The organism is Micromonospora lupini (genome assembly GCF_026342015.1).
GTDB classification, from domain to species: Bacteria; Actinomycetota; Actinomycetes; order Mycobacteriales; family Micromonosporaceae; genus Micromonospora; species Micromonospora lupini_B.
Genome location: NZ_JAPENL010000001.1, coordinates 264,913 through 277,345, shown reverse-complemented (window position 1 = coordinate 277,345; position 12,433 = coordinate 264,913). Strand labels below are relative to the sequence as shown.

11 protein-coding genes are annotated in these 12,433 nt (G+C 72.1%); 6 read left to right on the top strand and 5 right to left on the bottom strand.

All coding sequences use genetic code 11. The annotated features are described in order from the left end of the window. Nucleotides 1-2: 2 nt before the first annotated feature. The 3 genes from OOJ91_RS01180 to OOJ91_RS01170 all read right to left on the bottom strand — a co-directional run bounded on the left by OOJ91_RS01180 (nucleotide 3) and on the right by OOJ91_RS01170 (nucleotide 4,408). Nucleotides 3-1,511 carry a phosphoesterase gene (locus OOJ91_RS01180; protein WP_266241463.1) on the bottom strand — a complete coding sequence of 503 codons (1,509 nt, stop codon included), beginning with the start codon at nucleotides 1,509-1,511 and terminating at the stop codon, nucleotides 3-5. 191 nt (nucleotides 1,512-1,702) lie between these two features. After that, complete coding sequence (locus OOJ91_RS01175; protein ID WP_266241461.1) at nucleotides 1,703-3,661, bottom strand: Xaa-Pro dipeptidyl-peptidase; 1,959 nt, start codon at nucleotides 3,659-3,661, stop codon at nucleotides 1,703-1,705. Nucleotides 3,662-3,745: 84 nt separating this feature from the next. Then, on the bottom strand, nucleotides 3,746-4,408 hold the full coding sequence (locus OOJ91_RS01170; protein WP_266241459.1) for a hypothetical protein: 663 nt from the start codon (nucleotides 4,406-4,408) through the stop codon (nucleotides 3,746-3,748). Nucleotides 4,409-4,893: 485 nt separating this feature from the next. On the opposite strand from OOJ91_RS01170, the gene OOJ91_RS01165 reads away from it, so the two are divergent. Further along, nucleotides 4,894-5,856: a helix-turn-helix transcriptional regulator gene (locus OOJ91_RS01165; protein ID WP_266241457.1), complete on the top strand. Its 963-nt coding sequence runs from the start codon at nucleotides 4,894-4,896 to the stop codon at nucleotides 5,854-5,856. Nucleotide 5,857: 1 nt separating this feature from the next. Here OOJ91_RS01165 and OOJ91_RS01160 read toward each other — a convergent pair whose 3' ends face one another. Next, a complete protein-coding gene (locus tag OOJ91_RS01160; protein WP_266245216.1) occupies nucleotides 5,858-6,247 on the bottom strand; it encodes a winged helix-turn-helix transcriptional regulator in 390 nt (129 codons plus the stop codon). Between the two features lie 95 nt (nucleotides 6,248-6,342). Between OOJ91_RS01160 and OOJ91_RS01155 the strand changes: the two genes are divergently transcribed. After that, complete coding sequence (locus OOJ91_RS01155; RefSeq protein WP_266241455.1) at nucleotides 6,343-7,200, top strand: SDR family oxidoreductase; 858 nt, start codon at nucleotides 6,343-6,345, stop codon at nucleotides 7,198-7,200. A gap of 102 nt (nucleotides 7,201-7,302) precedes the next feature. Here the strand turns inward: OOJ91_RS01155 and OOJ91_RS01150 are convergent, their stop codons facing one another. Beyond that, a complete protein-coding gene (locus OOJ91_RS01150) occupies nucleotides 7,303-7,998 on the bottom strand; it encodes a TetR/AcrR family transcriptional regulator (protein WP_266241453.1) in 696 nt (231 codons plus the stop codon). 163 nt (nucleotides 7,999-8,161) lie between these two features. Here OOJ91_RS01150 and OOJ91_RS01145 point away from each other — a divergent pair, with 163 nt between their 5' ends. From OOJ91_RS01145 to OOJ91_RS01130, 4 genes are all read left to right on the top strand, one after another. Then, nucleotides 8,162-9,103 (top strand): ion transporter, encoded by a 942-nt coding sequence (locus OOJ91_RS01145; RefSeq protein ID WP_266241451.1) that lies wholly within the window; start codon nucleotides 8,162-8,164, stop codon nucleotides 9,101-9,103. A gap of 79 nt (nucleotides 9,104-9,182) precedes the next feature. Further along, on the top strand, nucleotides 9,183-10,352 hold the full coding sequence (locus OOJ91_RS01140; protein WP_266241449.1) for an acyl-CoA dehydrogenase family protein: 1,170 nt from the start codon (nucleotides 9,183-9,185) through the stop codon (nucleotides 10,350-10,352). Continuing rightward, nucleotides 10,352-11,197 carry a phosphate/phosphite/phosphonate ABC transporter substrate-binding protein gene (locus OOJ91_RS01135; RefSeq protein WP_266241447.1) on the top strand — a complete coding sequence of 282 codons (846 nt, stop codon included), beginning with the start codon at nucleotides 10,352-10,354 and terminating at the stop codon, nucleotides 11,195-11,197. Before OOJ91_RS01140 ends, OOJ91_RS01135 begins: the two co-directional genes overlap by 1 nt. Further along, on the top strand, nucleotides 11,194-12,399 hold the full coding sequence (locus OOJ91_RS01130; protein WP_266241445.1) for a ferritin-like domain-containing protein: 1,206 nt from the start codon (nucleotides 11,194-11,196) through the stop codon (nucleotides 12,397-12,399). Before OOJ91_RS01135 ends, OOJ91_RS01130 begins: the two co-directional genes overlap by 4 nt. Nucleotides 12,400-12,433: the final 34 nt, after the last annotated feature.

Below are 12,433 nucleotides of genomic sequence, written 5' to 3'. Positions count from 1 at the left end.
GGTCAGCGCACGTGCACGAACACCGGGTTCGAGTAGAACCACAGGTCGTCCCACGGGCTCTCCAGCCCGTCGGCGAGCGGCTCGGCCTCGTCGGTGCTGGTGCCGCGCACCCGTGCGTACATGTCGGCCTCGACGTTGCGCAGGGTGTGCCTGATGACGTAGTCCGCACCCTGGCGACGCCAGTCCCGCGGGCCGAACCGGGCCACCACCTTGGTGGTGGGGTTGGTGTCGGCGTCCAGGTTGGCGCTCGGTCCGGTGATCTGGCCGACGATCAGGTCCACCCGACGGACCTCGGGACGGTCCCCGTTGCCGTTCACACCGTTCAGCGGACGGAACGTGATCTCGATCTCGACGTCGGTGCGGCTGCGGCGGCTGACCGTGATGGTCTCGCCGACCTCGGCCGTCCGCCCCTGGGACGTGGCGGTCACGTCGAGGCTGCGGATCAGGTCGCCGGTGGTCACCCAGATCCGGCCGTTGCGCAGGCCGTCCATGATGTCGCCGTAGTCCTGGCGGGCGTGCACGTAGGTCTTGCTGTACTCGCCGGGCCAGAAGTCCGAGCCGCCGCGCGACCAGTGCACGTGCGAGTCCGACGTCGCGGTGATCCACCAGCGCCGGCCCTCACCGAGCAGCGAGTCCCAGAGCCCACCGACCCGGGCGGTCATCTGGTCGAAGCCGCCGTAGGTGGGGTGGTTGCCGTACCCGCCACGCTTGCCGCCGTTGAGCGGTCCGGCCTGGTGACCGGGCGCACCCTCGAAGCCGATGTAGACATCCGGCGCGGCGTTGTTGCCGTTGCGGAACTCCCGCGGGGTGTCCTGGCCGTAGACGCCGAGACCGGTGGCCGAGCGGGACGCGTGGTGGGCGATGACCAGCGGCTTGTGCGGCATGCCCCGGGCGACCTTGAGGAACTCCACCATCCTGGCCTCGGTGTCGCGGGCCGGGTCGGTGGGGAACGCGTCGTACTTGGCGAACCGGCTCTCCAGCTCGAAGAGCTGCTTCGCCTCGTCGTCGTGGCGCGGGATCATGAGCGTGTGGTGGTCGAGCGAGGGCGCGTCGAACTCCATGCCCCAGAACTGGAGCACCTCGGGGACCAGCTTGCGCGAGCGCAACAGGTCGGGGTACGCCTGCTCGATGTTCACCTTCGAGTGCGTCGGCCCACCGTGGTCGGTGCACATCGCCCAGGTCAGACCGAAGTTCTTGGCCATGATCGCGTTGGTGACGATCGGGTAGACCGCGTCCGCGCCCTTGTGGAACACGATCGGGCTCTTCGTGGTGTCGAACTCGCCGCTGTACTCGGAGTGCACGTGGTGGTCACCAGCGCGCCAGGACCGGTTCCTGGCGTTGCCCCGGTCGCTCGTGTCGTCGCCGGGTCGGCGCTCCTCGTCGGCCCACGCCGTGCCAGCGCCCACGAGCGGGCTGGCCGCGGCCAGCGTCGCGCCGACGCCCGCGTACTTGACCAGCTTGCGCCGCGACAGCTGCGCGTGCTCGACCTCTTCGGCTTGCTTGTCTCTCACGTGAGAGCCTCTCCTCGATCAAGCGAATGCTCTTTCGATCTAGAAGCCTCGGAGAGGTGGGTGAACGCCCGCCGTACGACGGGCGGGCGCACGATGAACACCCTGGCAGAGCCCGTTGAAGGCGCGGCCAGACGCGGCGGAGGGTCATCCCCCGACAGCGGGGCGTGCCGCCGGACGGGTGCCGGCGGGAGTCAGGGCCGCTGCCGCGGCTCGTGCGCCGACCTCGCCGCCGACGGCTGGCTCGGCGCGGTGCGCACCGACGGTGCGACGTCGACGGGGGGCAGCCCGGCCCGGCCGGTGACCGGAAGGATCAGGTCGCTGCGACCGAGGTCGACCCGGACTGTGGCGTCCTGGTCGTCGGTCTCGGTGAACTCCGGGTCGCTCTGGCAGAGCACCAGGCCGAGGACGTGCCCGGCCGGCACCACCGCGTCGTACGCGCTCAGCGGCACGGTCACCGTGTACCACCGGTCCGGCCGCAGCGGCGTGGTGAACCGCAGTGTGCGGTGGTGCGCCGCGTCCAGCCAGCCCCGGGTCAGCACCGCGTGGTCGGAGACCTCGGTGATCTCCTGGGTGTCGTGGTAACAGGCGTCGTCGACGTCGGTGGACGCTCCCCAGCAGGACTCGGTGTCAAGCGTCCGCACGCCCCCGAAGCTGGTGCGCTCGGCGCTGCCGTAGTCGACAAGCCGGGCGCTCAGCTCGGTGGTCGGCCGGTCCACCCGGATCCGCAGCCGCACGGACGGGCTGCCCGAGATCCGCAGTGGAGTGCGCAGGGCGCCGGAGAGGAAGACCAACCGGCCGGCGGTCGCGGTGTTCGGCTCGGCGGTCACCTCCTCCTCGGTCAACGACGCGTCGACGTACGCCTGCTCCCGGCCGGGCCGCGCCCCGCGCCCGCCAAGGGTGCCGGTCACGCCGTCGCCGACGCCGAGGGGCACGCGGACGTTCCGGGTGCCGGGGGCGGGCCAGTCGCGTTGCGTCGTCCACGTGTGCGGTGCGGTCTGCAGGTCGACCCGCGGCTCGTCCATCACCCCGTTGGGCAGCCCCTGCAACCAGTAGTCGAACCAGCGGTGCAGGGCTGCCACCCACTCGGCGCGTCGCACGTCGAACGGGTCCTGGTGGCCGGACTGGGACAACCACAGCTTGCGGGGCACTCCCCGCTCGGCCAACTCCTGCCACCAGTCGGCGAACTGGTTTGTCGTGACGTTGAGATCGTTGAGGCCGTGTGCCACGAAGACGCTGGCCCGGACCCGGTCGGCCGAGGGCCGGTAGTTCCGCTGCGCCCAGAACCGGTTGTAGTTCCCGGTCTCCTCCGCACTGCCCGCACGCAGCCGGGCCAGCACCTGCGCACAGGCATCCTCGGGGCGGCCGTTGACGTCGGAGTGCAGGAAGCCGGGATAGTCGGTGGCGGTCAACATCCCCCGGTAGCGCATGTAGTCGTACCAGCTGGAGATCGCCGAGATCGGCACGATGGTGGCCAGGCCCGGCACGCCCGTGGCGGCGACCCCGTTGGCGACCGAGCCGTCCCACGACTTGCCGATCATGCCGACCCGACCCGTGCTCCAGCCGGCGTCCACCCGTCGACCGTCGCCCGTGAAGGCGCGGGCCCGGCCGTTGAGCCAGTCCACCACCGCCTTGGCGCTGCCCACCTCGACCGGCCCTCCGACGTCCTCGCAGCCGGTCGAGCGGGCGGTGCCGGCGAGGTCGACGGCGACGAAGGCGTATCCGCGCGGGACGAAGTAGTTGTCGTAGAAGAGCGGCACCTTGGCGATGACGCCTGCCGCGTCGTACGTCTTGAGTTCGCCCTCGTTGCCGCGGCCGCAGCAGAGGTAGTAGGGCGAGGCTTCCATGATGACCGGCACGCGGACCCCGGCGGCGGCCGCCTCCCGGGGTCGGACGACGTCCACAGCCACCCGGTCGCGCACGCCGTCGCCGTCGCTGTCGGCGCGGGTCTCGACCCAGACGCTCTCCCTGATCGCGTCGGCGTAGGAGTAGGCGGGGACCGTCCCGGTGCCGACGACGTGCGGCGGCGTCGGGCGGTGTCGGGTGGCCGGCTGGGCCACCGGCGAGGCGGCGGCGGGGGCGGCGGCGAGCGCCGCGACCAGCAGGCTGGCCAGGACGGTGGCGATCCGTGCGCGGGGTCGGGCGGTCGACATCGGTGTCCTCCCGGGTACGACGCGTCGAGGACATTCCATCGCATCGATGTGCGCTTGCCTAGTGCTCGGGGCGGCGCGTCGTCGTCAGATCCGGGCGCGAGGCAGCCAACCCAGGAAGCGGAGTCGTGCTCGCGGGAGGGGCAGCGTCGGCAGATCCTGGGCTGCGGCGACGAGGCAGGAACCGAGGTAGACGGCGAGAGAGGCACGCGCCCCGCCGAACTCGGCGAGCAGTTGGCTCTGCTTGGTCGCGCAGGGCCATTCGCGGCCACATCCGGTGCAGGTCCAGCTCGGCGGACTGGGCAGGTGCTCGGGCAGCTTCGTGCGCCGGTACCGACCCACGACGCTGTTGTCCGCGCGCACGTCGCGTCGCCGCGGCTCCGGACCGCTGTTGCGGTGCGCGGGTGGCCGGGGGGCCGGCAGGTAGCGTCGGACGGTGCCGAGGAGCGCCCCGACGCGGACCAGGGCGTCCGGCCCCACGTGGTGCGCCAGCAACGCCGTGAGCAGGTAGTGCCCCAGCAGGTCGAAGGAGTCACGGTTGAGCCGCAGGTCGCGGCACAGGTCGACGAACTCGGGCGTGGTCAGCGGCACCCGGTCGTCGAGCGCACGGCGCACCACCGTACGCAGAGCGGCGCCGAGGCTCACCAGCGCATCGCCCTCGCCCAGCCCCAGGCTGTCCTCGTCCGCCACCCGCGCCAGCGCCTCGGCCACCGCCAGTCGAACGACGCGCTCCGGATCGGTACTGTCCAACGCCTCACCTCCGCCTGCTGGCCGGATCTCCGGCAGCGGTCCGGACGCCGACGACGCCCGGGGATCATGAACAAGATTTCGTTGCGGCCGGCGGGACGACTAGGACAGCAGGCGCAGGATCGCGGCGCGCGATAGTCGAAAAGCGAAGTCGGCTCGCCATATTGGCGTATCGCCGACAGGGCGCCGCCGACTGTCGTATGGTGGAATTCCCATCAATGGATATATGAGTTGTTGGGAATGCTTAACGTTCCGCCCACCTCGACACCGCTCGACCGGTCACCACCCGTCCCTCCGCCGACACCCGAGGTCCACTGGGTCCTCTTTCGACCGCCCCACTCGCGGGCGGCACCGGGGAGACCGCCACCACCGCCGTACCGCCGGTCAGCAACGTGCCGCGATCAGCGGCGCGTGCGCCCGGACACGTCCCGAACACACCGCCGGCCCTGGTCCCCATCCGGCGGTTTCCTCCCGGACGGAGACAGCGGATGACGTCACCAGTGCAGACCCGAGGATTCGACAGCCGCGACCCGGCGGCCATCCACCGCTTCCTGGCCAGCACGTACACCACGGACCTGCGGATCCGCGCCGGCGAGGCCGGATACCACCTCGTCCATCAGCGCGTCGACGCCGGCCCGTTCGCCCTCGCCACGACCCGGCAGACCGCTCATCTCGACATCGAGGTGGGCGAGATGGACGGACTTGTCGTCTGCCGCACCCGCACCGCGGGGATCAGCCGCGCCAGCGCGGGGTCGACCCACCTCTTCGGTCCCGGCGACGCCTTCCTCGTCACCCGGCCCGGTCAGCCGTTCAAGCTGCGATGGGACCCCGGCGAGGTGGAACTCTGCGTCCTGGACCTCGGGGTGCTGACGCAGGTGGCGACCGCTGCCACGGCCCGCAGGCCCGGCCAGATCCGATTCACCGGCCTCGGCGGCGTCGACCCCCTGCTCGCCCGGCAGTGGCAGCGGACCACCAGTTACGTCAGCGACGTCGTGGCGAGCATCCCGAACGCCAACGCCCAGCCGTTGGTGATCGGCAACGCCGCGCGGATGCTCGCCGCGTCGGCGCTCGCGATCTTTCCGAACACGGCGTTCACCGACGAGACCGCCGAGGACCGCCGCGACGCCAGCACCGCCACCGTGCGCCGCGCCATCGCCTTCATGGAGGAGAACGCGGACCGGGACATCGGCGCCGCCGACATCGCCGGCGCCGCCGCCGTCTCCCAGCGCGCGGTGCAACTCGCCTTCCGCCGCCATCTCGGCACGACCCCGATGGCGCACCTGCGCAGGATCCGGCTCGACCGGGCCCACCACGACCTGGTCCGGGCCGACCCCCGGCAGGAGACCGTGTCGGCCATCGCGAGTCGCTGGGGGTTCGCCAACCACAGCAGGTTCACCGCCCGCTACCACGCCAGCTACGGCGTACCACCCCGCGAGACGCTCCGCGCCTGACCTACTGGTCCCGCTCGCGTGCCCGGGCGGTCTGCAACTCGGGTACCGAGGCTTCCAGCAGGTCCGCGAGGCCGCGCAACTGCTCGGCGACCCGGGCGCCGAGGGGCGTCAACGAGTATTCGACACGCGGCGGGATCGCCGTGAGCACCTCGCGGGTGAGCATGCCGTCGCGTTCGAGGGTCTGCAGGGTCTGGGAGAGCATCCGCTCACTGACGCCGTCGACGCGCCGTCGCAGCGCGTTGAACCGGTAGCGGCCCTCCCCGAGCGCGAGCAGGACGAGCGAGGCCCACTTCGAGGTGACGTCCTCGAAGGCGGCACGGGAGGTACAACCCCGCGCGAAGACATCGCTGACGAGGTCCTGGGTAGGCCCCTGCGGGTCCTGGACCGGCATGTCGCTCACCTCACCAGCCTACCCGACGCTTACTTGACCGATAGTACTGTAGATTCGTAAGTGCTTACGTTCGCTCCCGACGCTCGGAGGTCCCCATGCCCACGTACGCCGTCACCGGTGCCACCGGCCGGCTGGGCCGCCTGGTGATCGAGCAACTGCTCGACACCGGCGTGCCCGCCACCGAGATCGCCGCCGTCGTCCGCAGCCCGGAGAAGGCCGCCGACCTCGCCGCACGCGGGATCGAGATCCGCCGGGCCGACTACGACGACCCGTCGACGCTGCCCGGCGCCGTGGCCGGCGTCCGCCGCCTGCTGCTCATCTCCGGCGACACCCCCGGCCAGCGGACCGCCCAGCACACCGCGGTCATCGAGGCCGCCGCGCTCGCCGGGGTCGGGCGCGTCGTCTACACCAGCATCCTGAAGGCGGACACGACCACGAACCCGCTCGCCCCGGAGCACAAGGCGACCGAGGAGGTCCTGGCCGCGTCGGGCCTGCCCCACACGGTGCTGCGCAACAGCTGGTACACCGAGAACTACACCGACCAGCTTCCGCAGTACCTGCAGAGCGGCACCATCCTCGGCGCCACCGGCGGCAGCAAGGTCTCCGCCGCCGCACGGATCGACTACGCGGCCGCCGCCGCGGCCGCGCTCACCAGGGACGAGGACGGCAACGCCGTCTACGAGTTGGGTGGCACCGCGTTCACCTTCGACGAGCTGGCCGACGCCGTCACCGAGGTGACCGGCACCACTGTCGTCCACCGCGACCTGTCGGCCGCCGAGCTGGCCTCGGCGCTGGAGAACGTCGGGCTCGACGCCGGCACCGCCGGGTTCGTCGCCGCGCTCGACCACTCGATCGCCATCGGCGAGCTGGCCACCGACAGCGACGACCTCAGCCGGCTGATCGGCAGGCCGAGCACACCGCTGCGCGACGCCGTCCGGGCCGCGCGGGCCTGACCGGCCGCGACCCATCGGGCGGGTGACGGGTGTACGTGTACGTCTCCGTCACCCGCCCGGCGCGACGCCGAACGGTCGGGACAACCTCGGGTACGCCCCGGGTCAGCCCACCTCGGGCGACGCGGCGAGCAGGCCGGTCAACAGACCGCGCAGCGTCCGCTCGAAGAGGTCCGTGCGGGGCGCCGGCGGCGCGGGCTGGCGGAACGCCTCGACCAGGTGCGGGTATGCCGAAAGATCGGCGCCGGCGAAGCTCACCGACCCGGCGGCGGCCGCACTGCGGGCGAAGAGGCTCACCACACCGGTCAGCATGGCGATCGCCTCGAACTTGGCGCTGACGGCACAGCGCACGGGTTGCAGGATCCGGATGCAGTTGTCGAACCACGCCAGACTCTCGGGGCCGACGCCGGACGGCCGTTGGATCACCTCGACCAGCCACGGGTGGGCGCGGTAGAGCCCCAACTGCTGGCGGGCCACCAGCAGCATCTCGTCGAGCCAGTCGCCGCGCGCCGACGGGTACGGCCGCAGCTCCCCCACCACCCGGTCGGTCATCAGGTCCAGCAGGTCGTCGCGGGACGACAGGTACCGGTAGAGCGATCCGGCGCCGGTGCCGAGCGCGGAGGCGACGGCGCGCATCGACACCGCGGCGAGTCCCTCGGCGTCGGCCAGGGTGACGGCGGCCCTGACGATGGCGTCCCGGCTGTGCGTCGGAACGGGCCCACGGGCGCCCCGTTCGGGCCTGGCCCAGATCGGCTGCCGGCTGGTGTCGCGGTCGCCGGATCTCCTGGGTGTGTCGCTCACCGACCCACTCTAAACAGCAAACACTGTTCGCCGTTCAGGTGCACGGCCACCCCCGCATCCGTGATCTTGGCTAGGGTGGTGGCATGCCTCCGCGCCGCCACCACGACGACCGGAGATGGGCCCCCGCGACGGCGTCGGCGCGCGCCAACGGTTCGGCCGCCGAATGAGCGGGGCGCCCGCCCAGCGGCGCGCACCGTCCACACCCGGACGTGGTCGGCCCGCGCTTGCCGACGCCTGCGCACGCCTCGCCCGGTCCCGCCCCTTCGAGATCGGCATCGTCGTCGTCATCCTCTCCAACGGGATCGTCCTCGGTCTGGAGACGTACGACGGTCTGGTCCCCGCGACCCGGGCGCTGCACGGGCTGGAGCTGCTCTTCCGCGCCGTCTTCGTCGTCGAGATCGGCATCCGGCTGGCGGCCTACGGCCGACGTCCGCAGGACTTCTTCCGGCACGGCTGGAACGTCTTCGACTTCGTCGTGATCGCGGCCATCTTCGTTCCGGGCCTGCACGGTGACACGGCGCTGCTGCGCGTCGTGCGGGTCGCCCGGATGGTCCGACTGGTGCGCTTCTCGCCGGGCCTGCGGACCATCGTGTCCGCGCTGTGGCGCAGCCTGCCCGGCGTCACCGGGTTCCTCGCCCTGGCGATGGTGACGCTCTACGTGTACGGGATGGCCGGTTGGCTGATCTTCGGCGACCGGTACCCGGACGAGTACGGCGACATCGGCCGGTCGCTGCTGACCTTGTTCGTGCTGCTCTCGCTGGAGACACTGCCGGACCTCATCGAGCAGGGCCTGGCCATCTCGCCGTGGACGCTGCTCTACTACGTCAGCTACGTGGTGATCACCGTCAACCTCCTGCTCAACATCCTCATCGCGGTCATCGTCAACTCGATGGAGGAGGCCCGTCGCCTGGAGATGACCGAGCGGTTGGCCCCCGGCTACGACTCCGACGGCGACGGCGTACCCGACGAGGTGGACCGCATCGCGCTCACCCAACGGCTGGACGACCTGCGGGCGGTCATCGGCGAGTTGGAGCGGGAGTTGCGGATCGACCGGGAGGACCCGCACGGACGGCCGCACCACGAGGACACCCACAGCCGACTGTGAAACCGGGCTCTCGATCATGAGGGTTTGATCCGCTAGTGTCGATTGCGGTCCCGCCGGTCCGACTGAAGGGGCACCGCGCATGACGGCAGGTGTCGACAGTGTCCAGTCCCGCACCGATGTCCTCACCAGACTCAACAGCGTGATCGAGGACGTGATCCGCCCGCGGGCGGGGACCGTCGACCGCGACGGGGCGTTTCCCCGCGAGGGGGTCGACGCCCTCGCCGCCGCCGGCCTGCTCGGCCTGGCCAGCGCGACCGAGGTCGGCGGGGGCGGCCAGGGCATGCGCGTCGTCGCCGACGTCGTCGAACGGCTGGCCGCCGAGTGTGGGTCCACGGCGATGGTGGTTCTCATGCACTACGCGGCGACGGCCGTCGTCGAGGCACACGGCCCGCACGAGGTCCGCGCGGCCATCGCCGCCGGCCGTCACCTGACCACGCTTGCGTTCTCCGAGTTCGGCTCCCGCAGTCACTTCTGGTCGCCCACCGGCTCCGCGACGGCGTCCGACGACGACGCGGTGCGACTCGACGCCCGCAAGAGTTGGGTCACCTCGGCGGGCGAGACCGACAGCTACGTCTGGTCGAGTCTTCCGCTTGCGCCGGGGGCCGGGCCGATGACGCTGTGGCTTGTCCCCGCCGACAGCGCCGGGCTCCACGTCGCCGGTGACTTCGACGGGCTCGGCCTGCGCGGCAACGGCTCCCGGCCGATGACTGCCGACGGCGTGGTGGTCCCCGTCGACGCGATGCTGGGCACCGACGGCACCGGCCTCGACACCGCGCTCGGCGCCGTACTCCCCTGGTTCCTGGTGCTCAACGCGGCCTTCTGTCTCGGCCTCGCCGACAGCGCGGTCGCCGAGGCGGGCCGGCACCTCACCGGCACCACGCTCACGCACACCGGCGCGGCGCTTCGTGACGCGCCCGTCGCCCGACGCGACTTCGCCCAGTTGACGATCCGCACCGACGCCCTGCGGGCCTTTCTCGGCGACACCCTCACCGCGCTGGAGACCGGCCGGGACGACGCGACACTGCGCGTGCTCCAGGTCAAGGCCCTGGCCGGCGAGACTGTCGCGGACGTCACCGACGGCGCGATGCGGCTCTGCGGCGGCAGCGCCTTCCGCAAGGAGCTGGGCCTGGAACGCCGATTCCGGGACTCCCGAGCCGCCCGGGTGATGGCACCGACCACGGACGCCCTGCACGACTTCGTGGGCCGCGTCGCCACCGGCCTGCCGCTGCTCGACGAGGCCAACCGCTGATGCCGACGCCGTCGGTCCTGATGGGCGCGGTCGCGTACGACCCGAAGGTCGTCACCATCTGGGAGGGCTTTCGCGGCTGGCTGCGCGGACGCGGCCTGGAATTCGACTTCGTCCTCTACTCGCACTACGAGCGGCAGGTCGACGACCTTGTCGCCGGCCGCATCGACGCGGCCTGGAACTCCCCGCTCGCGTGGCTACGGGCCGACCGGTTGGCGACGGCCGGCGGCGGCTCGGTGCACGCGCTCACGATGCGCGACACCGACCGGGACCTCACCTCAGTCGTGGTGGTGCGCGCCGACTCGCCGGTACACCGGGTCGAGGATCTCGCCGGGAGGCTGGTGGCCACCGGCGCGGTGGACAGCCCGCAGGCCACGCTGATCCCGCTCGGCCACCTCGCCGCGGCCGGAGTCCGGGTCGACGTGCGCCGGTTCGACGTCGGTGTCGGCCTGCACGGTGACCACATCGGCGGCGAACGTGACGCCGCCCGCGCCCTGGCGGCCGGAGAGGTCGACGCCGCCTGCATGATCGACGCCAACCACCTGATGTTCGTCCAGGAGGGCACGCTGCCACCCGAGGGCACCCGGATCGTCGCGCAGACCGGGCGGTACGACCACTGCAACATGACGGTGCGCGAGCCGGCGTCCGACGGGGTCCGGCTCTTCGGCGACCTGCTGCGCGGCATGTCGTACGCCGACCCGCAGGTGCGACCGTTGCTCGACCTGGAGGGCCTGACGGCCTGGCAGGACGGCCGTACGACGGGGTACGCGGCCCTCGCCGAGGCGGTCGACGCGAGCGGGTTCTACGCCCCCGACGGGCGGGTGACCGCCGCGGACTACCGGCCGTGACCGCCGACGTCGACATCGATCTCGGCGGCCTCGGCTTCGACCGTGGCGCGCACCTGCTGGTGCAGCGCGCCCTGGCCGGGTTGCCGCCGGGCGGCCGGTTGGCGGTCTCCGGCACCGACGCGGCGCTGGGAGTGCACCTGCCGGCGTGGTGCCGAAGCCGGGGTCACCGGGTCGAATGGCCCGATCCCGCGGACCGGAGTCGCCTGGTGGCGGTCGTCGTCCGGGGCACCGCAGACGACGACCGCTGGTTCGGCGCGGAGCGGGCCGGGCCGCCCCTGCCCGGGGCGCTGCACAGTCGCCCACCGCCGCGCTGGGGGCTCGGCGCCCGTGGCGCGCTGCTGGAGGCCGGCGGGCCCGAGGCCCGGTTCGACCTGGACGACCGCGATCTGGTGTGGGCCGACATCGCCCCCACCCTGTACGCGCAGGCCGCCGCCCGGCAGTGGGACCCGCAGACGGCGGTGCCGTGGGACGACACGTTCACGCTGCCGGCCGACGTCGAGGCCGCGGTGGTGCAGGTCATGACCTACCTGGTCGAGAACGAGCAGGCGGCTCTCGTCGTACCGGCCCGGTTCATCGGCCGCATCCACCCGCACTTCCGGGAGGTGGTGCAGCTCCTCGCGGTGCAGGTGGCCGACGAGGCCCGGCACATGGAGGTCTTCAGCCGGCGGGCGCTGCTGCGCGGCGCGGAGCTGGGCACCTCCTCGGCGGGTGGCCGGCAGTCGCTCTTCACGCTCGTCGCCGAGTCGGATTTCGCCCTGGCGTCGTTCCTGCTCTCCGTGCTCGGCGAGGGCAGCTTCGTCGACCTGCTGGGATTCCTGGTGCGGCACGCTCCCGATCCGGTGACCCGCCGGATCTGCTGGCTGGCGATGCAGGACGAGCGCCGGCACGTGGTGTTCGGCATGGCCCACCTGGAGCACCAGGCGACCGTCGACCCGCTGCTGCGGGACCGACTCCGTGCCGCGATCCACCGCCGCCACGACGCGTTGGCCGACACCGCGGGCCTCAACGCGGACGTCTTCGACGCGTTGGTGGTGCTCGCGGCGGGCGGGTGGAACCCCGATGACGTGGCCGCCGGCTTCGAGCACGTACGCGCGCTGCAACAGGCGATGGACCAGGGCCGCCAGCGCCGTCTCGTCCGGCTGGGTTTCCGACCGGACGAGGCGGCCGCGCTCTCCGCCCTGCACACCCGCAACTTCATGTAGACGTGTGCGGGTCCGCGTGCCGCGTACTGTGGAA